The organism is Dankookia rubra, assembly GCF_004355005.1.
Classification (GTDB): domain Bacteria; phylum Pseudomonadota; class Alphaproteobacteria; order Acetobacterales; family Acetobacteraceae; genus Paracraurococcus; species Paracraurococcus ruber_A.
In genome coordinates this window covers 28,654-46,707 of the sequence record NZ_SMSJ01000006.1, presented here as the reverse complement: position 1 = coordinate 46,707, position 18,054 = coordinate 28,654, and the positions used below count along the sequence as shown (strand labels likewise).

The window sequence follows — 18,054 nt, the reverse complement described above, 5'->3', positions numbered from 1 at the left end:
CATGATCCCCCGCCGCGCGCCGCTGGCCAAGCCCGGCGGGGCGTGGCAGGAATTCCGTCCAAGCAAGACGGAGGAAACCATGCTCGAGATCGAGACCATCGCCGACCTGCCGAAGCATATCGGCCAGAAGCTCGGCAGCAGCGACTGGCTGGTGGTTGACCAGACGATGATCGACCAGTTTGCCGAGGCGACCGGCGACCACCAGTGGATCCACGTCGATGTCGAGCGCGCGAAGAAGGAAATGCCGGGCGGCAAGACCATCGCGCATGGCTACCTCACGCTCTCCCTGCTGCCGAAGCTGAACCACGGCATCTGGAAGGTGAAGCAGCGCAGCCGCGGGGTGAACTACGGCTCGAACAAGGTGCGCTTCACCGCGCCGGTGCCGGCCGGATCCCGCATCCGCGGCCACCTGACGCTGAAGGCCCTGGAGCCGATCCAGGGCGGCGCCCGCGTCACCATGGAGGCGACGGTCGAGGTCGAGGGCAGCGACCGTCCGGCCCTGGTCGCCGAGACCCTGTCGCTGGTCTACGAGTGAGCGAGCCAGAGGTCGGCCTGCGGGAGCGGGTGAAGGAACCGCCCTCCGCCCTGCTGGTCGAGAGCTACTACCGCCCAGCCGTCGCCCGCGCCCAGGCCGCGGTCTTCGACCACGAGATGTGGGCGCATTGCGCGCATGGGCTGATGCTGGAACGCCAGGGAATCGTGGGGCGGGAGGCGATCGCCGCCTGCCTCCGCACCGTGCTGGACCTTGCGGCGCAGGGGCCGGAGAGCGTGCCGGTCGACCATCGCTCGGAGGATCTCTATTCCTATGTCGAGCGGCGGATCGTCCAGGCGCTCGGCCCCGACGTTGGGGGACGGCTGCATACCGGGCGCAGCCGCAACGACCTGAACGCCACCACCTGGCGGATGGCGCTGCGCGGCGACCTGATCGCGGTGCAGCGCGCGCTGCTCGGCCTGCGCGGCACGCTGCTGCGCTTGGCGGAGAAACACGCCGGGGTAGTGATGCCCGGCTACACCCATAGCCAGCACGCCCAGCCCGTCACCTTCGGCTATTGGCTGCTCTCGGCCGCCGACGTGCTGGCGCGGGACCAGGCGCGGCTGGCGGGCGCCCTGGCCCACACCGATCGGTGCCCGCTCGGCGCCGGGGCGCTGACCACCACCGCCTTCCCGCTCAACCGGGGCCTCACCGCGGACTTGCTCGGCTTCGCCGGCCCGCTCGAGATCGCCTACGACGCGGTCAGCACGCATGACGACGGGCTGGAAGCCTGTTCGACGCTGGCCGTGCTGGCCACCTTCCTGTCGCGGCTGGCGACCGACCTGATATCCTGGTCCACCTGGGAATATGGCTTCGTGGAAATGGCGGACCGGCACTCGGCCGTTTCCTCCATCATGCCGCAGAAGAAGAACCCGGCGGCGCTCGAGCATGTCCGCGCTGCGGCGGGGATGATCCAGGGGGCGCTCACGGCCGCCCTCACCTGCAACAAGAACACCCCCTTCGCCGATGTGGGCGACGCGGTGACCGCGGTGAACGAGCCGATCCTGGACGCGGCGCTGCGCAGCCGCCGCATCCTGGCGGTGATGGAGGAGGTCTTCGCCGGCCTCACCCTGCGGCCCGAACGCATGGCCCGCGCCGCGGCCGAGGGCTTCGGCAGCGCGACCGAGCTGGCCGATGTCATCGTGCGCGAGAGCGGGATGTCCTTCCGCATGGCGCACAACGTGGTGGCGCTCGTGGTGCGCGATGCGCTCGCGGCCGGGCTGCCGGCGGATGCCATCCGCAGCGCCGACCTCGACCGTGCCGCCACGGCGTTGTTCGGCAGGCCTCTCGGGGTCCCCGAGGCGGCGGTGGCCCAGGCGCTGGACCCGGCGGCGAATATCCGGGCGCGCACGGTGCTCGGCGGCCCGGCGCCGGCCGAGATCGCCCGGCTGCTCGCGGCGCGGCAGGCCGCGCTGGCGCGGGATGCCGCGGCGGTCGAGGCCATCGCCCGCCGCATCGCCGCGGCGCGCGACCGCTGCCTAGCGGCGGCACGGGAGATGGCCGGTCCCGCGGCGCGCTGACCTCCGGCTTTGACCTGCGGCAGCGGCGCATTATGTGTATCGAAGAGGCCGCATCGGGCGCCGCCCCGGGAAGGTGCATCATGTCGATCCGTCGCGCCGCCTGGCTTGCCGCCGCGCTCGGCCTTGCCGTGACCTTCGCCCCGCATGCCGCCGGGGCGCGCGGCTGGCATGGCGGCGGCTTCGGCGTCTATGTCGGCCCGCCCGCCTATTGGGGGCCGCGGCCCTACTACTACCCGCCGCCGGCCTATTACTATCCGCCAGCCTACTACCCGCCGCCGGTGGTCCTGGCACCGCCCGCCTATTACGCGCCGCCGATCGTCACCTATGAACAGCCGCGCTACATCGTGCCGCCGGCGGACAGCGCGCCGCCCGCGCCACCGCAGCAGGCCCCCGCGAGACGACGCTAAGGCAGATGGCGGACGAAGGTGGTCCGATCACCCTGCCGCAGACCGGCGGCTGCCTGTGCGGCGCGGTGCGCTACGAAATCACCCGGCCGCCACTGGCCGCCTATACCTGCCACTGCACCGCCTGCCAGCGCCTCACGGGCAGCGCCTTCTCCGCGGCCTTCGTCATCGCCGCGGAGGCGTGCCGCTTCACCGGCGGGGAGGTGCAGGCCCTCCAGCGTCCCGCCGATAGCGGGCGCGTGGTGACCCGCTGGGTCTGCCGAGGTTGCGGGACCTGGATCTGCAACGGCGCCAGGCCGGGCACGGCGGCGGCGGGCAGCCTCGTCGTGGTCCGCGCCGGCACGCTGGACGATACCGCCTGGCTGCGACCGACCGCACATTTCTGGACCCGCAGCGCGCAGCCCTGGGTCATCCTGCCCGAAGGCGACGCCCGGTTCGAGACTCAGCCCGAGGACGGCCTCGCCTGGCTGCGGTCCGTCGCTGGCCACCCGCCACAGGGGCAAGGTCCTAGTCCAGGCTGATCCCGGCACGGCGCACCACCTCGCCGTAGCGGGCGATGTCGGCGCGGACCAGCGCCGCGGCCTCGGCCGGCGTGCCGCCCTTCGCATCGAAGCCTGACTCGCGCAGCCGGGTCCGCAGTGTCTCGTCCCGCAGCGCGCGGCCCAGCGCCTCCGACCAGCGCAGCACCACCGCATCCGGCAGGCCGGCCGGGCCGAAGAGCATGTACCAGAGGTCGATGTCGTAGCCGGCAAGGCCGCTCTCGATCATCGTCGGCACGCTGGGCAGCTGGTCCGAGCGCGCCCGGGTCGTCACCGCCAGGCCGCGCAGCCGCTCGCCGCGGATATGCGGCAACACGGTCGACAGCGTGTCGAAATTCACCTGCACCACATTGGCCGCCAGGTCGATCGAGGCCGGGCCGCTGCCGCGATAGGGCACATGGACCATGCGCGTGCCGGTCGCCAGCATGAACAGCTCGGCCGCCATGTGCTGGCTGGTGCCGACGCCGTTGCTGGCGAAGTTGAACCCGCCCGGATTGGCCTTGGCCAGCGCGACGAAGCCCTGCACGTCCCGCGCCGGGGAACTCGCCGGCACCGTCATCACCAGCGGCACGCTGGCCACCTGGGTCAGCGGCGTCACGTCGCGCAGCGGATCGAAGGGCGGCGCCTTCATCGCCAGCGGCACCTGGACGTTGTTGCTGACGGTGCCGAGGGTGACGGTGTGCCCATCCGGCTTCGCCCGTGCCGTCGCCACCACGGCGATGGTGCCGCCACCGCCGGTGCGGTTCTCCACCGCCACGGGCTGGCCCAGTTCCTCCGACAGCTTCGGCGCGATCAGCCGGGCCAGGATATCGGTGCCGCCGCCGGGCGCGAAGCCGACCAGCAGGGTGATCGGGCGGCTGGGAAAGGGCGCCTCCTGCGCCTGCACCCCGAAGGGCAGCAGCGCGGCGGCGAGCAGGATGCGTCGGAGCATGGCCGGTCCCTCCCCTTCAGGCCGCGAGCGCCGCGGCGCCGAGATCGCGCGCCAGCGCATCGAGCTGGCTGCGCAGCGCCGGCGGAATCGGCACGCCCTCCGCCTCGCGCTTGAGGCGCGTCAGCCGGCTCTGCTCGCCCGGCAGCCAGATGCGGTCGACGCCGGGCAGCCGCCTGCTGCCGCGCAGGTCGCGCGAGAGCGCATCGACGCTGCGGCGGAATTCCGCCGGGTCGCCGAAGGCGGCGATGTCGATCGCCAGCACCGCCTGGCCGGTATTCGTCACCGTCGTGTCGTCGGCGTTGAAGTCCACGACGTCGCGGCCCATCGCCGCGCCGTTCAGCGTGCCGGCCAGCAGGCCGAAGATCAGCGCCAGGCCATAGCCCTTGTAGCCGCCGATCGGCAGCAGCAGGCCCTCGTTGGCGCGCTTCGGGTCAGTCAGCGGATTGCCCTGGTGGTCGATCATCCAGCCTTCCGGCATCGCCTCCCCGCGCTGCGCCTTGACCTTCACCTTGCCATAGGCGGCGACGGTGGTCGCCATGTCGAGCACGATCGGCGGTTCCTCCCCGGCCGGCACAGCGACGGCGATGGGGTTGGTGGACAGCAGCAGCTCCAGTCCGCCCCAGGGCGGCAGGTGGTTGGCGCTGCCGACCGCGAGGTAGAGGCCGATCATCCCGGCTTCCTGCACCATGCGCGCATAGAGGCTGGCCGGGCCGGCATGGTTGCCGTTGCGGACGCCGCACCATGCCACGCCCTGCGTCCGCGCCTTCCCGATCGCCGTGCGCGCCGCCATGCTGGTGGCGAGATGGCCGAGCCCGTTGTCGCCGTCGATCAGCGCCGAGGCCGGGCGTTCCTCGACGACGCGCGGCACGGCGCGGGGGTTCATCCCGCCGGCGCGGATCCTGCGGATATACTGCGGCAGCCGGAAGACGCCATGGCCATCGGCGCCGATCACGTCCGCCTGCGCCATCAGCCCGGCAACGGTGCCGGCATCCGCGGCGGGCACGCCCGCCGCCTGGTAGATGCCGGCGATGAAGTCGCGCAGCTGGTCGTAGCTGACGTTGCCTGCGGTCATGAATGGCCTCCCTGACCGCCGAGCCTATACGCTGCGCGCTCAGGCGGCGAGGGGCGCGGAACGCCTCAGGCCCGTATATTCCAGCTCCGCCAGCAGGGCGACGACGAGCGCCTGGGCGACGACGAAGGTGCCGCCGAGCGCGGTCGGCGCGACCCAGCCGGAGACCAGCAGCAGGACGCTGTCCAGCGCCCAGAGCGCGTTGCCCACGATCACAAGCCAGACCAGCAGCCGCGGCGAGGCTTGGCGGAGGCCGAGCACCGCGACGAAGGCTGCAAAGGCCAGCAGGAACAACCCGACCTCCAGCAGCAGTGCCGCGGGCAGGCCGAACCAGCGCGAAAGCGGTCCGGCGAGGAGCGCCAGCAGCAGCCCCATGGCGCCGCTGCAGGCCGCGTCCGCCAGCAGCACGCGGCGCAGGAAGTCGGAAGGGACGATGCGTTCCATGGCGCTCACCCCTTCGGCGCGAAATCGATGAAGCCGGTCACGGCGGCGAGCCGGCCATCCGGCGCGACCACCGCCATGTCGGTGCCGCCGGCGACCGGTGCCGCGCCCGTGGGCCCTAGGTCCCAGCTGAAGCGGAGGCGGTCATGGTGCGCGTCGGCCTCGCCCCGGCGGCTGAAGCGCAGCCCCGGGAAATGCCCTTGCGCCGCGGCGATCAGCGCGGCGATGCCGGCATGGCCCTCCCCCTGCAGCATCGGGTCGCAATAGGTCGCGCCTTCGGCGAAGGTTTCGGCGATCAGCGCCTGCCGGCGCGCGGCATCGGCCTCGTTCCAGCAGGCGATGTAGCGGTCGATCAGCGGCGAATGTTCGGACATGGTCTGGGCCCTCCGAGCGGCCCGGCGGGATGCCGGGCACGCGGGCAGGATTCCAGGCCGGGCGCGCCGCCGCGATTACGCGCGGGGTAAAGTGCCGCCGCCGGCGTAAACGATGCAGACCGGGCTCTTGCAGGCGAGGTTCTGCCCGGTGGGCGTCAGCTTCCCCGTCTTCGCGTCGACGCGGAAGGTGACGACGTTGTCGCCCTGCTCGTTCGCCGCCTGCAAGAAGCGGCCATCGGGCGAGAGGCCGATGTAGCGCGGCCCCCTGCCCTGGCTGGGCGTCCAGCCGATCGCGCTCAGCACGCCGGTCTGCGGATCGGCGGCGTAGCTCACCACGCTGTCATGCCCGCGGTTGGAGCAATGGACGAAGCGCCCATCGGCCGAGACGGCGATCTCGGCGCAGGTGCTGTCGCCATTGAAGTTGGTCGGCAGCGTGGTGATGGTCTGCACCGGCGTCAGCGTGCCCGCCCTGGCATCCCAGCGGCAGGTGGTGGCTGTGCTGTCGAGTTCGTTCAGCACCCAGGCGACGGGCCGCTTCGGGTGGAAGGCCATGTGCCGCGGCCCGGCCCCGGCGCGCGCCTGCATGAAGCCCTCATTGCCCGCCGGCGAGAGCCGGCCCGTGGCCCCGTCGAGCGCGAAGACGAAGGTGCGGTCGAGCCCCTTGTCGGGGATGACGACGAAGCGGCCGGAGGGATCGAAGACGACGTCATGCGGGTGGGAGATCGCCTGCTCCACCTTGTGCGGTCCCGGCTTGCCCGGCAATTCCACCAGCTGCTGCTGGTCGCCGAGCATGCCGTCCGGTTGGATGGGCAGCACGGCGACGGTGCCACTGCCGTAATTCGCCACCACCAGCCAGCGACCGGCAGGGTCGATCGCCTGCCGCACGCCGTTCTTGCCGCCGGTCGCGGCGCGGTTGAGCTCGCGGATGCGGCCGCTGGCGGGATCGACGGCATAGGCAGTGGCGTAATCGCCATCGCCATGCACCGCATAGAGGAAGCGCTGGTCGCGCGAGAGATGCAGGAATGAGGGATTCACCTGCTCCCCCAGCGTCTGCACATGCGTCCAGCTGCCGGTGGCGGGATCGACGCGGAAGACGCCGATCCCCTCGCCGCGCGCCTTCCGCTGCGCCGTGGTGAAGGTGCCGACATAGGCATGCAGGGGCGCGGCGGCGGCCATTGTCTTCTTCTCCGCGGCTGAGGATGGTGCCGCCGGCAGCAATGCCGGCGAGGCAATCGCGGCGGACAGGATGGCGCGCCGCCCGGGCGCGCCCGTGACCTGGTTCATGCTGTTTCCTCCCGAGGACCGTTTGCCGGCCGGGCATCAGCATGCGGCGCGGCAGCGCCGCGGCGCAATCCTCACCCGGGCGGCGTCTCGCCCAGCCGCGGCGCGCCGTGGCGGATGCGCGGGCGCTCGCCATCGAAGGAGAGCGGCATGGCGACGAGCGAGAAATCCTCGCCCGGCACCGGCTGCAGCATCTCCATCGCCGCGGTCTGCGGCTCCGCCAGAACCTCCGGGATCGTGTTGACCGGGGAGCAGGGCACGCCGGCGGCGACCAGCGCCTCGGCCAGCTCGGCGCGTGGACGAAGGCGCAGCAGCGCCGCGATCTCCGGCAGCAGCGCGGCCTGATTCGCCAGCCGCTGCCGGTTGGTGGCAAAGCGCGGGTCGGCCGGCCAATCCCGGCCGAGCACATCGGCGAACTTGCGGAAAAGCCGGTCATTGCCGCAGCAGACCAGCAGCGGCCCGTCGGCGCAGTCGAAGGCCTGGTACGGGACGAAGTTCGGATGGCCGGAGGCGTGGCGCACCGGGTGTGAACCCTGGTTCACATAGGCGCTGATCTTCTGTCCGCCCCACATCAGCGCCGTCTCGAACAGGGACGTATTTACCACGCAGCCGCGCCCGGTCCGCGCGCGCTGCTGCAGCGCGGCCAGCGCGCCGATGACGGTCCACATGCCCGTCCCCTGGTCCACCACGCTGGCGCCCATCCGCACCGGCGGGCCGCCGGGTTCGCCGGTGATCGAGGAAAGGCCGGCGAAGGCCTGGAACAGCGGCTCGTAGCCCGGCCTGTGCGCGAGCGGCCCCTTGTGGCCGAAGGCGCCCATGGCGCAGTAGATCAGCCGCGGGTGCCGCGCGGTGACGGGATCCGGCCCGATGCCCAGCGCCTCCGCCACCCCGGGGCGGAGATTGTGCACCAGGATATCGGCATCGGCGAGCAGGTCGTGCAGCGCCGCGACGCCCTCGGCCGATTTCAGGTCGAGCGTAACGCTGCGCTTGCCGCGGTTGAACTCGTGGAAGTTCAGCGCGTCGCCGTGGCGGAAGGCGGGGCCCATCTGCCGCGCATCGTCGCCGCCATCGGGCTTTTCCACCTTGACGACGGTGGCGCCGAGATCGGCGAGGATGGCACCAGCGAAGGGCCCGGCCAGCACTTGGCCGAGCTCGACGACCTTGATCCCCGAAAGGACGCTCATCTCCATGGCTCCTTCGGAGCGCGGGTGGGTGCACGGCTTTGCGCCCTGCGGCGCTCCGCCGACCGGATCGTCATGTCGCGGGGAGGATCGTGCCGCGGCATTCGCCGAAGCCGATGGTGACGTAGCCGTCCCGCTTGGCCTGCGCGCGGAAGACCACCGTATCGCCATCCTCGAGGAAGCGCCGCTCCTCGCCGTTCGGCAGGGCGATGGGCTTGCGGCCGCCTTGGGTGATCTCCAGCAGCGCGCCGAAGCCGTCCTCGGTCGGGGAGGAGATGGTGCCGCTGCCGAAGAGGTCGCCCGGCGCCAAGTTGCAGCCGCCGCAGGCGTGGTGCGCCAGCATCTGCGCGAAGGTCCAGTAGAGATGGCTGGTATTGGAGAGCGAGAGGCGGAAGGGCCCGCCCTTCTGCGTATGCAGCAGGACCTCCACGGCCAGGTCGAGCGCGCCCTGCGCCTGGTCGGCTTCGTCCCAAAGGTAATCGAGCGGCTTCGGGTCACCCTCTGGCCGCGGCACCTGGGCGATGCGGTAAGGCGCCAGGGCTTCCGGCGTGACCACCCAGGGGCTGATCGAAGTATGGAAGTTCTTTGCCAGGAAGGGGCCGAGCGGCTGCGCCTCCCAGCCCTGGATGTCGCGCGCCGACCAGTCGTTCAGCAGGCAGAAGCCGGCGATGTGGTCGGCCGCCCCGGCGATCGGGATCGGCTCGCCCTGCGCATTGCCGGCGCCGATCCAGATGCCGAACTCCATCTCATAGTCGAGGTTGCGGCTCGGGCCATAGCTCGGCACCGTCTCGTTCGCCGGCTTGCGCTGGCCCTTCGGTCGGCGGACGTCGCTGCCGGAGACGCGCACCGAGGAGGCCCGGCCGTGATAGGCGACCGGGACATACTTGTAGTTCGGCAGCAGCGGATTCTCCGGCCGGAACAGCTTGCCGGCATTGCTGGCATGGTGGATGCCCGCGAAGAAATCCGTGTAGTCGCCGATCCTGGCAGGCAGGTGCAGCGTGCAGGCCGCGGCGTCGTGCAGGTGCGGCCGCACCGCCGCCTGTTGCGCGCTGCCCTCCGCCAGCAGGTCGGATAGCGCCGCGCGCAAGGCCCGTCGCGGCCCGCCACCGAGGGCGAAGAGGGCGTTCAGCGCATCGCCCGCGGCCGCTTCCGCCGCGCGCCGCGCCTCGCCCGCCAGCAGAGGCGCGACGGCGGGGAGGTCGAGGATGCTGTCGCCGACCGCCACGCCGCCGCGCGCCACGCCGCCGCGCGGGCTGAAGATGCCGAGCGGCAGGTTCTGGATCGGGAAATCCGCGTGACCATTGGCGGAGGCGACGAAGCTGCGCCGCTGCGGGTCGTGGGTGGCGTCCATGCTCATCTCCTTCGTCACCGTGCCCGCGCCAGCAGCCGGCGCGCGCGTTCCACGACGGGCAGGTCGATCATCGCGCCCTCGAAGGCAACGGCGCCGGCGCCCTTGGCCAAAGCCTCCTCGAAAGTCGCGATCAGCCGGCGGGCGCGGTCGGCTTCGGCCGGCGCCACGCCGTATTCCTCGTTGATGATCGGCACGTGCAGCGGATGGATGCAGGAGGTGCAGGCGAAGCCCAGCTTGCGCGATCGCTTCAGGGCGGCGCGGTAGCCATCCAGATCCTTGAAATCGGCAAAGGCGCCGATCGAGCCCAGCGGCATGATGCCGGCCGCCCGCGTGGCGGCGACGACCATCATGCCGAAAGGATACAGCATGTCGGCACCCGGCACCGCCTCGAGCTCGGTCGAGAGGTCTTCGCTGCCCACCGCCATCGCCGCCATGCGCGGATCGGCCGCGGCGATGGCGTAGAGGTGCGGCAGCGCCTGCGGCGTCTCCACCAGCGCGATGAAGCGGGTGCGGCCGATGGGCAGGCCGAGCGCCGCCTCGCGCGCGCCGACCACTTCCGACAGCAGCCTGATGTGCTCCGGCCCCATCACCTTCGGCAGCATCAGCGCGGTGACCTCGGGCCGAACCGCGGCGGCGATGTCGGGGATGGCGATTTCCAGCTGCCGGTTGATGCGCACGGCGACCTCGGCGCCGCCCTGGCCGACCACCGCGACCGCGGCCGGCAGCGCGGCGCGCGCCGCGTCCTTCTCCGGCGGCGGGATGCTGTCCTCGAGGTCGAGGATGATGACGTCGGCGCCGCGGGTATGCGCGCGGGCGACGAAGCGCTCGGCGGTCACCGGGACGAAGAGCAGGGAGCGCCAGTTCGGCAGCGTCATGGGCGTGGTCCTCATTGCGCGGCGCCGGCTTCGCGCAGCGCGGCGATCTCGGCCGCGCTGTAGCCGGCCTCCGCCAGGATGGCATCGGTCTGCGTGCCGGGGCGCGGCGCGGGCAGCGTCTCCGCCCGCATGCCGCCGGCGAAGGTCACCGGCGTTCGGGTGCGGCGGATGCGGCCCTCGGTCGGATGCTCGTCGAATTGCCAGAAGCCGACATCCTGCAGGTGCGGGTCATCCAGCAGGTCGTCGAGGCTGTTATAGCGCGCGGCCGGCACGTCGGCCGCGGCGAAGATCTCCAGCCATTCCTCGGTGGTTTTCCGCGCCAGCCCGTCGACGCGTACGCGGAAATACTCCGCCGCGTTCTCGGTGCGGGCGATCGGCGTGTTGAAGCGCGGGTCGTCCTTCAGCTCCGGCCGGCCGATCGCGTCGAAAAAGGCGAAAGCCTGCGGGTTGCTGTTGGGCTGGACGGTGATGTAGCTGTCCCTGGTCGGCAGCGGCCGGTAGTCCGGGCTCAGCAGGCGGGCATCGCCGGTCGGGCCTTCCGGCGGATCGAAGGTGGCGGCGCCGAGATGCTCGCTCATCACGAAGCTCGCTGCCGTCTCGAACATCGGCACCTCGATCGCCTCGCCCTGCCCGGTCTTCTCGCGCCGGTAGAGCGCGAAGCCGATCGCCTGCGCGGCGACCAGGCCGGTGATGTGGTCGGTCATCACCATCGGCACGAATCGCGGCTCGCCGGTCGCCCGTTCGAAGGTGCCGGCGACGCCGGAGAGCGACTGGATCACCGGGTCATAGGCCGGACGCCCGGCGTAGCGGCCGCCCTCGCCGAAGGCGACGATGCCGCAATGGATCAGCCGCGGGTTCAGCTGCGCCAGCGAGGCGGGATCGAGCTCCGCCCGCGCCAGCCCGGCGGGGCGGACGTTGGAGACGAAGACATCCGCCGCGGCGATCAACCGCTTCAGCGCCGCGAGCCCTGCGGGCTTCTTGATGTCGAGCGTGATGGCGCGCTTGTTGCGGTTGAAGTTCATGAATTTGCCGGACATGGCGGGGGAGCGCGACCCGGCCGCGAGGTAGCGCAGGATGTCGCCGCCCGGCGCCTCCACCTTGGTCACCTCGGCGCCCTGGTCGGCCAGCGTGCGCGTGCAGATCGGCCCGACGACGACGGTCGTCAGATCCACCACCCTTACCCCCTCAAGCGGCCCACCGGCCATCAGGCGAACTCGCAGTCGAGCTGGGCGCAGAGGTTGCCGTCCCGGTCCTGCACCCAGGCCAGTACCTTGCCGTCCTTCGCCGCATGGCCGCACAAGGTGATGGTGTCGCCGACATGGATCGGCCGGGTCAGCCGCGCGGAGAACCCGCGCAAGCTGCCCGGCGTATGCGCCACCGCCGCGTCCAGCAGCAGCTGCATGGTCAGGCCGCCATTCTGGACCGTGTTCGGGTAGCCTTCCTCCTGCCGGGAATAATCCGCGTCGTAGTGGATGCGGTGGGCGTTCCAGGTGATGGCGGAGTAGCGGAAGACCAACGGCGCGGTCAGGTGCTTTGTCATGCCCCAGGCGGGATCGTTCGGCGCCGACATCGGCGCGCCCGTGCCGCTCTTCTCGCCGGGCTTCACCGCTTCCCGGTAAATGGCATCGAACTCGTCCACCGCGATCACCTGGCCGCCGCGGCGGATGGTATGGCGCATGGTGAGCACGGTAATGAAGCCGGTGCGCGCCTGCTTCGGCACGATCGCGGCGACCTCCGCCGTCTTGCTGGCGACATCGCCGACCCGCAGGCTGTCGTGGATCGTCACCCGCCGCCCGGCACCCATGCGGCGCGGCAGCGGGATCGGCGGCAGGACGACGCCGGGCTTCGGGTGGCCGTCGGGGCCGATTTCGCTCTGGCGCGGAGCATCGGCGAAGAACAGGGTGAACCAGTGCGGCGGCAGCAGGTCGCCGTTCCTGAAGCTGGCGGGATCCATGTCGAGCATCCCGGCGATGCGGCGCACCGCAGCCAGGCCGACATCCTCCTCCACCACGCGGGTGCGGCCGACCCAGGATTGCAGCTCGGGGCTAAGCGTCTCGGACATTATGCGATCCTATTCGGCGATCAGGTTCAACCGGCGGATCATGCCGCCCCAGCGCACCGCGTCCTGGCGGGCGCGGGCGGCGAATTCCTCCGGCGCATTGGGCGCGGCGGCATCGGCGCCGACGCGGGCGTAGGCGGCGCGCACCGTCTCGTCGCGCAGCGCGTCGTTCATGGCGGCGTTCAGCCGCTGCACCGCCTCGGGCGGCGTGCGGGACGGCACGGCGAGGCCGAAATAGGCGCTGGCCTCGAAGCCCGGAATGCTCTCGCCCATCGCCGGGATGCCGGGCCATTCCGGCTGCCGCGCCGGCGTGGTGAGCGCGACGGGCCGCACGCCCGCGGCGCCACGGATCGCCTCCGCCTCCGGCACGCCGAGGCAGCGCGCATGCACGCGGCCGGCCAGCATGTCGGCCATCGCCTGGGTGCTTTGCCGGTAGGGTACGTGCACCATCTCGAGGCCCAGCCGCGCGCCGATATCCTCCATGATCAGGTGGGTGATGGCGCCGACGCTGGCCGAGGCATAGGTGAAGCGCCCCGGATTGGCCTTGATCCAGGCCAGCACGGCAGAAAAATCGTCACCGGGAATCGAGTTGTGCACGATCAGCATGTTCGCCGTGGTGCAGAACATCCCGACCGGCGTGAAGTCGCGCTCGGCATCGTAGGTGATGCCTTTGTAGAGCAGCGCGTTCAGCCCGCTGTTCGTCCCTGCGCCGGCGACCAGCACGGTATAGCCGTCCGGCGCCGCGCGCGCGACCGTCTCCGCTGCCAGGTTGCCGTTGCCGCCCGGGCGGTTGTCCGCCAGCACCGGCTGGCCGAGCCGCGCCGACAGCGCCTCCGCCGTCACCCGGCTGACAATGTCGGTCTGGCCGCCGCCGCCGAAGGGGACGACGAGGCGGATCGGCCGGTCAGGCCAGGCGGCGCGGGCCAGGCCCGGCGCGGCGAGCATGCCGCCGAGCAGCAGGCGGCGCGTCGGGAAAGCGGTCATGGACATCTCCTGGCGCGCATCCTAGCGCCCCGCCGGCTGGAGGAAGAGGGCGAATCCGGGGATGTAGGTCGTCAGGAACAGCACCACGAGCATCAGCAGGATCTGCGGCCAGATGGCGCGGGAGATCCGCGCCAGCGACAGGCCGCTCATCGCCATGCCGATGAACAGGCAATAGCCGATCGGCGGCGCCGCCATGCCGATGGCGACGTTGGTGACGATGATCGCGCCGAAATGGATCGGGTCCACGCCGAAGCGGGTGGCGATGGCAATCAGCATCGGCCCGAGGATCACCATGATGGCGATCTCGTCCATCACCGCCGCCAGCAGGAAGAAGGCGATGTTGAGCGAGGCCAGCGCCAGCCAGCGTTGCTGGATGTTGTCCGCCATCCAATGCGCGAAGCGGGAGGCGATCTGTTCCTGCGCCACCAGGATGCCGAAGCCGGTCGAGACCGCGATGATGGCGCAGACGATGGCGCTGGTGCGCATCGAATTCGAGAAGATCGCCGGCAGCATCGGCAGGGTCAACTTGCGCTCGACGAACAGCCCGACGAGGAGCGCATAGACGCAGGAGATCGCCGCCGCCTCGGTCGGGGTGAAGATGCCGCCATAGATGCCGCCGAGCACAACCAGCGGCGAGGCCAGCGCCCATTTTCCCTCGTGGAAGGCGGCCCAGGTCTCGGCCAGGGTCGCGCGGGGCAGCTTCGGCACGTGGTTCCGCTTGGCGTGGACCCAGCAGACCACCAGCAGCCCGCCGGCCAGCGCCAGGCCGGGGACGACGCCCGAGAGGAAGAGCTTGCCGATCGACTGCTCCGCCACGATCCCCCAGATGACGAAGGCGATGGAAGGCGGGATGAGCGGCCCGAGCACGCCGGCCGAAACGGCGATGCTGGCGGCGAAGCCGCGGTCGTAGCCCGCCCGCGCCATGGCGGGGATGAGGATGGAGCCGATCGCCGCCGTCGTCGCCGGCGCGCTGCCGGAGATCGCCGAGAAGACCACCGCCGCCAGCACCGCGACCATGGCGAGGCCGCCGGTGCGGTGCCGCACCAGCGTGCCGGCCAGGTCGACCAGCCGCTGCGACAGGCCGCCCGCGGTCATCAGCTCGCCCGCCAGCATGAACAGGGGGATCGCCAGCAGGCTGAACTGCTGGCTGCCGCTGATCAGCGACTGGGCCAGGAAGGCGGGCTCGATATCGGCGATCAGCAACGCCGCGGTGATGGCCAGGGCGATGGCGATGGCGAAGGGGAAGCCGAGCACGACGAGCCCGGCGAAGCCCGCGGTGAGGCACCAGGCGATCGGGCTCATGCCAGCGGCTGCTCCGCCGGGGGAAGCGCGCCGCCCGGGCGCAGCATGCGCTCGAGCCCGAACAGCGCCACAAGCAGGCCGGTGATCGGCGCCAGCACGTTGAGGATCTCGATGGGATAGCCGATGGCGGCGGAAACGCTGCCGGAGGTGATGTCGAGGAAGCGCCAGCCGGACCAGGCGAGGAACACGCCCAGCGCCGCCGTCACCGCATCCGTCGCGCGCTCCGCCAGGATGCGGGGACCGCGCGGCAGCAGGTCCGGCAGGGCGGTCAGCCGCACGTGCCACCCCTCATGCACCCCGAGCGCGAGGCCGCCGAGCACCGACCAGCTGAACAGCAGCACGGCCAGCTCCTCGGACCAGCTCGGCGTGTCGCCGAAGACATAGCGCATCACCACCTGGTAGGTGATGGCGGCCAGCATCAGCGCGGCCGAGAGCGCGATGCTGGCGCGCGTCACCCAGGCGATGCCGCGCGCCAGCGGGCCGAGCAGCGGCACCTATTCCACCGCCGCCAGGGCGTCCTTGATCACGTCGGCGCCGATCTGGCCCTTGAAGCTCTCGTACATCGGCAGCACGCCCTTTCGGAAGGCAGCCTTGTCCGGCACCTCGTTCACCTGCATGCCGTGCTTCGTGAGGCTCTCGCGGAAAACTGCCTGCGCCGCGGCGTTCGAGGCGCGCTGCACCTTCGTGGCCTCGGCCCCCGCATCCGCCACTGCGGTCTTGAGGTCGGCCGGCAGCCGGTCGAAGCTGCGTTTGGCGACCAGCAGGCTGATCATCGAATAGATATGCCCGGTCAGCGACAGGTACTTGGTCACCTCGTAGAGCTTGTTCTGGTCGATGATGCCGAGCGGGACCTCGAGCCCGTCGATGGCGCCCTGCTGCACCGCGGTGAAGGTTTCGCCCCAGGCCATCGGCACCGCGTTGCCGCCGAGGCTCTTGTACATCTCGATGTAGATGGGGCTCTGCAGGACGCGGAACTTGATGCCCTTGAGGTCGCCCGGCGTCACGATCGGCCGGACATTGTTGATCATGTGGCGGAAGCCGCCTTCCATGAAGCCGAGCGGCAGGATGCCCTTCGATTCCAGCCGCTGCTTCAGCGAGGTGCCGACCTTGCCGTCCAGCACCTTCTGCGCCTGTGCTTCCGAGCTGAACAGGAAGGGCATGTCGTTGACCTGGAAGGCCGGTTCGACCTGGGCGATCACCGCATTGGTGATGACGCCCATGTCAACGGTGCCGAGCCGCATGCCGTCCACCAGCGGGCGCTCGTCGCCGATGGCGCGGTTGGGGTAGAGCTGCACCTCGATCCGGTCGCCGACGCGGTCGGCCAGCGCCTTCTGGAAAGCCCGGGCGCCGACGGCATAGGGATCCTGCGCGCCGTCGCCGCTGGTCCAGCCGATGCGGAGCACGGTCCTGCCCTGGGCGCGCAGGACGGCGGGCGCGAGGCCCATGGCGAGGGCGGCGGCGCCGAGGCCGCGGCGGCTGATCAGGCTCATCGGATCGTTTCCCCAGTGGCCGGCCTGGCGCCGGTCCCTGGCCCGATGATACGTTCCTCTGCCGCCGCAACAAGCCGCTACGACGCCATCAGCCACCCATAGCCGGGGACCGCCTGCGGAATCCCGAGTTGCCGCAGTGCATGCCAGGCCATGACCTGGTTGCTGGTGATGACGGGCAGGCCGAGCTCCGCCTCCAGCCCGGCGATCAGGCCGGCCGAGCGGATGGCGGTGCAGCTGACGAAGCAGGCCTCGGCGCCCGGCGCGGCGCGGACGGCATCGCGCGCCTGCGTGGCGATGGCCTCGGGCGGGATGCGCGCCATCTCGCCATTGGTGTTGACGCCGAGGCAGGAGCCGCCGGCGACCTCGATCCTATGCGCCGCCAGCCAGGCGACCTCGCGCGCATGGACGGGCTCGATATAGGGCGTGACCAGCACCAGCCGCCGCACGCGCAGCAGGGCCAGCGCCGCCAGGATGCCGTCGGCGGTGCTGCAGGCGGGCAGGCCGGCGGCGGCCTCGATCCGCGCGCGGATGCTGCCGGCGCGCTCGGGCGCGAAGGTGGAGACCGCGGTGCAATGGAAGCCGATCAGCCCCGGCCGCGCATCCGCCAGCAGCCGGGCGGCGGGCTCGAGCGCCTCCAGCATCGCCTCCAGCTCGGCCACGGAACTGCCGGTGAGCGCCAGCCGGGTGACCAGCGCGGTGACGCCGGCCGGCAGCATGGCGTGGATCTCCGGCTCCGCCACGCTGTTGCCGGAGGGGACGAGCAGGCCGAGCCGGGCGCGGTCGCCGTAGTCGATCGTCACAGCGAAGCCCTCGCCTCGGCCAGCCAGGTCCGGTCGATGTAGTCCGCCGCGTGGCGCGGGCGGGCCGGCAATTCGCGGATCAGGCTGCTGATCTCGATCAGCGCCTTCACACCGGCCTCGCTCGCCTGCCCGTCGCGCGGGAAGATCGCGTCCCGCGTATAGTCCGCCCAGGCGCGGTCGGCGTAGCGCTGGGCGATCCCGCTCTCCTGCATGGCGATGCGGCTGGCAGTCGCCTGGTCCGCGTAGAAGCGCTCATGCGCCGCCAGGAAACCGCGGCAGAAGCGCAGCGTCAGGTCGCGGTGACCGGCCGCCCAGCCGGCATCGACATCGAGGCTGGTGAACTGGAATTCCGGCACCTCGTCGCGCGGGTTGCCGAGGCTGACGAAGCCCTCGTCCAGGGCCATCTGGTCGAGCGGCGCGCCCTGCAGCCCGGCATCGATCCCGCCGGAGCGCAGCAGGTCCCAGCGCGCCAGGATCGGCCCGCAGGGCACCAGCTCGTAGTCGCCGGGCCAGTGCAGCCCGTGCCGCGCCAGCAGCCTGATGATCAGCGAGGACGACCCCGCCCGCAGCGAGGAGACGCCGATCCGCTTGCCGCGTAACCCGGCGTAGCTGCCGATGCCAGCGCGGGCGATGAAGGAAAAGGGCAGCCGGTTGACGTTGCCGCCGATGATCCGCAGTGCCCCGCCCGCCTCGGCCTCCAGGATCACGTGCTCGGTCACCCCGTAGGCAAGCTGGGCGCGGCCGTCGCGCAGCCGGTCGTTCACCTCCTCGATGCCCTCGATATGGTCGATGCGGAGATCGATCCCCTCGGCGGCAAACAGGCCCGCATGCAGCCCGATCCAGCAGGGCAGGTTGAAGTAATTGCGGGACACGACGGCGAGCGTCAGCTGGTCCATGATGGCGCTTCCCCATTTTGACCGG

At 71.3% G+C, this 18,054-nt stretch carries 20 protein-coding genes; 4 read left to right on the top strand and 16 right to left on the bottom strand.

Annotated features, from left to right (window positions below; genetic code table 11):
- The first annotated feature begins 1 nt into the window (after position 1).
- The 4 genes from E2C06_RS07205 (at position 2) to E2C06_RS07190 (ending at position 2,977) form a co-directional block, all read left to right on the top strand.
- Positions 2 to 535 (top strand): MaoC family dehydratase, encoded by a 534-nt coding sequence (locus tag E2C06_RS07205; protein ID WP_277751795.1) that lies wholly within the window; start codon positions 2 to 4, stop codon positions 533 to 535.
- Positions 532 to 2,052, top strand: coding sequence for an argininosuccinate lyase (gene argH / locus E2C06_RS07200; protein WP_133287922.1), 1,521 nt, complete (start codon positions 532 to 534; stop codon positions 2,050 to 2,052). Before E2C06_RS07205 ends, argH begins: the two co-directional genes overlap by 4 nt.
- Before the next feature lie 80 nt (positions 2,053 to 2,132).
- Positions 2,133 to 2,459: a hypothetical protein gene (locus tag E2C06_RS07195; RefSeq protein WP_133287921.1), complete on the top strand. Its 327-nt coding sequence runs from the start codon at positions 2,133 to 2,135 to the stop codon at positions 2,457 to 2,459.
- A gap of 5 nt (positions 2,460 to 2,464) precedes the next feature.
- A complete protein-coding gene (locus tag E2C06_RS07190; protein WP_133287920.1) occupies positions 2,465 to 2,977 on the top strand; it encodes a GFA family protein in 513 nt (170 codons plus the stop codon).
- Here E2C06_RS07190 and E2C06_RS07185 read toward each other — a convergent pair.
- From E2C06_RS07185 to E2C06_RS07110, 16 genes are all read right to left on the bottom strand, one after another.
- Positions 2,964 to 3,926: a Bug family tripartite tricarboxylate transporter substrate binding protein gene (locus E2C06_RS07185; RefSeq protein ID WP_165982261.1), complete on the bottom strand. Its 963-nt coding sequence runs from the start codon at positions 3,924 to 3,926 to the stop codon at positions 2,964 to 2,966. The two genes, E2C06_RS07190 and E2C06_RS07185, sit on opposite strands and share 14 nt — an antisense overlap.
- 16 nt (positions 3,927 to 3,942) lie before the next feature.
- On the bottom strand, positions 3,943 to 4,998 hold the full coding sequence (locus E2C06_RS07180) for an Ldh family oxidoreductase (protein WP_133287918.1): 1,056 nt from the start codon (positions 4,996 to 4,998) through the stop codon (positions 3,943 to 3,945).
- 39 nt (positions 4,999 to 5,037) lie between these two features.
- Entirely contained in the window at positions 5,038 to 5,439 is a 402-nt protein-coding gene (locus tag E2C06_RS07175) for a hypothetical protein (protein ID WP_133287917.1), read from the bottom strand.
- A 5-nt stretch (positions 5,440 to 5,444) separates the two neighbouring features.
- Positions 5,445 to 5,810 (bottom strand): nuclear transport factor 2 family protein, encoded by a 366-nt coding sequence (locus tag E2C06_RS07170; RefSeq protein ID WP_133287916.1) that lies wholly within the window; start codon positions 5,808 to 5,810, stop codon positions 5,445 to 5,447.
- A gap of 75 nt (positions 5,811 to 5,885) precedes the next feature.
- Entirely contained in the window at positions 5,886 to 7,094 is a 1,209-nt protein-coding gene (locus E2C06_RS07165; RefSeq protein WP_206664460.1) for a lactonase family protein, read from the bottom strand.
- Positions 7,095 to 7,165: 71 nt separating this feature from the next.
- Positions 7,166 to 8,275: a CaiB/BaiF CoA transferase family protein gene (locus tag E2C06_RS07160; RefSeq protein WP_133287915.1), complete on the bottom strand. Its 1,110-nt coding sequence runs from the start codon at positions 8,273 to 8,275 to the stop codon at positions 7,166 to 7,168.
- Between the two features lie 70 nt (positions 8,276 to 8,345).
- Positions 8,346 to 9,623: a fumarylacetoacetase gene (gene fahA, locus E2C06_RS07155; RefSeq protein ID WP_206664459.1), complete on the bottom strand. Its 1,278-nt coding sequence runs from the start codon at positions 9,621 to 9,623 to the stop codon at positions 8,346 to 8,348.
- Positions 9,624 to 9,637: 14 nt separating this feature from the next.
- Entirely contained in the window at positions 9,638 to 10,498 is an 861-nt protein-coding gene (locus tag E2C06_RS07150) for an HpcH/HpaI aldolase/citrate lyase family protein (protein WP_133287913.1), read from the bottom strand.
- An 11-nt stretch (positions 10,499 to 10,509) separates the two neighbouring features.
- Positions 10,510 to 11,703: a CaiB/BaiF CoA transferase family protein gene (locus E2C06_RS07145; RefSeq protein WP_133287912.1), complete on the bottom strand. Its 1,194-nt coding sequence runs from the start codon at positions 11,701 to 11,703 to the stop codon at positions 10,510 to 10,512.
- Positions 11,703 to 12,560 (bottom strand): FAS1-like dehydratase domain-containing protein, encoded by an 858-nt coding sequence (locus tag E2C06_RS07140; protein ID WP_133287911.1) that lies wholly within the window; start codon positions 12,558 to 12,560, stop codon positions 11,703 to 11,705. The genes E2C06_RS07145 and E2C06_RS07140 overlap by 1 nt, the downstream gene beginning before the upstream one ends.
- A gap of 9 nt (positions 12,561 to 12,569) precedes the next feature.
- On the bottom strand, positions 12,570 to 13,541 hold the full coding sequence (locus E2C06_RS07135; protein ID WP_165982260.1) for a Bug family tripartite tricarboxylate transporter substrate binding protein: 972 nt from the start codon (positions 13,539 to 13,541) through the stop codon (positions 12,570 to 12,572).
- Positions 13,542 to 13,562: 21 nt separating this feature from the next.
- Positions 13,563 to 14,843 (bottom strand): TRAP transporter large permease, encoded by a 1,281-nt coding sequence (locus tag E2C06_RS07130; protein ID WP_133287909.1) that lies wholly within the window; start codon positions 14,841 to 14,843, stop codon positions 13,563 to 13,565.
- Positions 14,840 to 15,337: a TRAP transporter small permease gene (locus E2C06_RS07125; protein ID WP_133287908.1), complete on the bottom strand. Its 498-nt coding sequence runs from the start codon at positions 15,335 to 15,337 to the stop codon at positions 14,840 to 14,842. The genes E2C06_RS07130 and E2C06_RS07125 overlap by 4 nt, the downstream gene beginning before the upstream one ends.
- Positions 15,338 to 16,333, bottom strand: coding sequence for a TRAP transporter substrate-binding protein (locus E2C06_RS07120; protein WP_206664458.1), 996 nt, complete (start codon positions 16,331 to 16,333; stop codon positions 15,338 to 15,340).
- A gap of 77 nt (positions 16,334 to 16,410) precedes the next feature.
- Positions 16,411 to 17,133 (bottom strand): maleate cis-trans isomerase family protein, encoded by a 723-nt coding sequence (locus E2C06_RS07115; protein ID WP_206664457.1) that lies wholly within the window; start codon positions 17,131 to 17,133, stop codon positions 16,411 to 16,413.
- Positions 17,130 to 18,029, bottom strand: a complete 900-nt coding sequence (locus E2C06_RS07110) for an ABC transporter substrate-binding protein (protein ID WP_133287907.1) — start codon at positions 18,027 to 18,029, stop codon at positions 17,130 to 17,132. The genes E2C06_RS07115 and E2C06_RS07110 overlap by 4 nt, the downstream gene beginning before the upstream one ends.
- Positions 18,030 to 18,054 lie beyond the last annotated feature (25 nt).

What these genes read in the sequence shown, in the direction of transcription:
- E2C06_RS07205 (WP_277751795.1), top strand. Translation starts at nt 2, where the DNA reads ATGATCCCCCGCCGCGCGCCGCTGGCCAAGCCCGGCGGGGCGTGGCAG.
- E2C06_RS07195 (WP_133287921.1), top strand. Translation starts at nt 2,133, where the DNA reads ATGTCGATCCGTCGCGCCGCCTGGCTTGCCGCCGCGCTCGGCCTTGCC.
- E2C06_RS07190 (WP_133287920.1), top strand. Translation starts at nt 2,465, where the DNA reads ATGGCGGACGAAGGTGGTCCGATCACCCTGCCGCAGACCGGCGGCTGC.
- E2C06_RS07185 (WP_165982261.1), bottom strand. Translation starts at nt 3,926, where the DNA reads ATGCTCCGACGCATCCTGCTCGCCGCCGCGCTGCTGCCCTTCGGGGTG.
- E2C06_RS07180 (WP_133287918.1), bottom strand. Translation starts at nt 4,998, where the DNA reads ATGACCGCAGGCAACGTCAGCTACGACCAGCTGCGCGACTTCATCGCC.
- E2C06_RS07175 (WP_133287917.1), bottom strand. Translation starts at nt 5,439, where the DNA reads ATGGAACGCATCGTCCCTTCCGACTTCCTGCGCCGCGTGCTGCTGGCG.
- E2C06_RS07170 (WP_133287916.1), bottom strand. Translation starts at nt 5,810, where the DNA reads ATGTCCGAACATTCGCCGCTGATCGACCGCTACATCGCCTGCTGGAAC.
- E2C06_RS07165 (WP_206664460.1), bottom strand. Translation starts at nt 7,094, where the DNA reads ATGAACCAGGTCACGGGCGCGCCCGGGCGGCGCGCCATCCTGTCCGCC.
- E2C06_RS07160 (WP_133287915.1), bottom strand. Translation starts at nt 8,275, where the DNA reads ATGAGCGTCCTTTCGGGGATCAAGGTCGTCGAGCTCGGCCAAGTGCTG.
- fahA (WP_206664459.1), bottom strand. Translation starts at nt 9,623, where the DNA reads ATGGACGCCACCCACGACCCGCAGCGGCGCAGCTTCGTCGCCTCCGCC.
- E2C06_RS07150 (WP_133287913.1), bottom strand. Translation starts at nt 10,498, where the DNA reads ATGACGCTGCCGAACTGGCGCTCCCTGCTCTTCGTCCCGGTGACCGCC.
- E2C06_RS07145 (WP_133287912.1), bottom strand. Translation starts at nt 11,703, where the DNA reads ATGGCCGGTGGGCCGCTTGAGGGGGTAAGGGTGGTGGATCTGACGACC.
- E2C06_RS07140 (WP_133287911.1), bottom strand. Translation starts at nt 12,560, where the DNA reads ATGTCCGAGACGCTTAGCCCCGAGCTGCAATCCTGGGTCGGCCGCACC.
- E2C06_RS07135 (WP_165982260.1), bottom strand. Translation starts at nt 13,541, where the DNA reads ATGACCGCTTTCCCGACGCGCCGCCTGCTGCTCGGCGGCATGCTCGCC.
- E2C06_RS07130 (WP_133287909.1), bottom strand. Translation starts at nt 14,843, where the DNA reads ATGAGCCCGATCGCCTGGTGCCTCACCGCGGGCTTCGCCGGGCTCGTC.
- E2C06_RS07120 (WP_206664458.1), bottom strand. Translation starts at nt 16,333, where the DNA reads ATGAGCCTGATCAGCCGCCGCGGCCTCGGCGCCGCCGCCCTCGCCATG.
- E2C06_RS07110 (WP_133287907.1), bottom strand. Translation starts at nt 18,029, where the DNA reads ATGGACCAGCTGACGCTCGCCGTCGTGTCCCGCAATTACTTCAACCTG.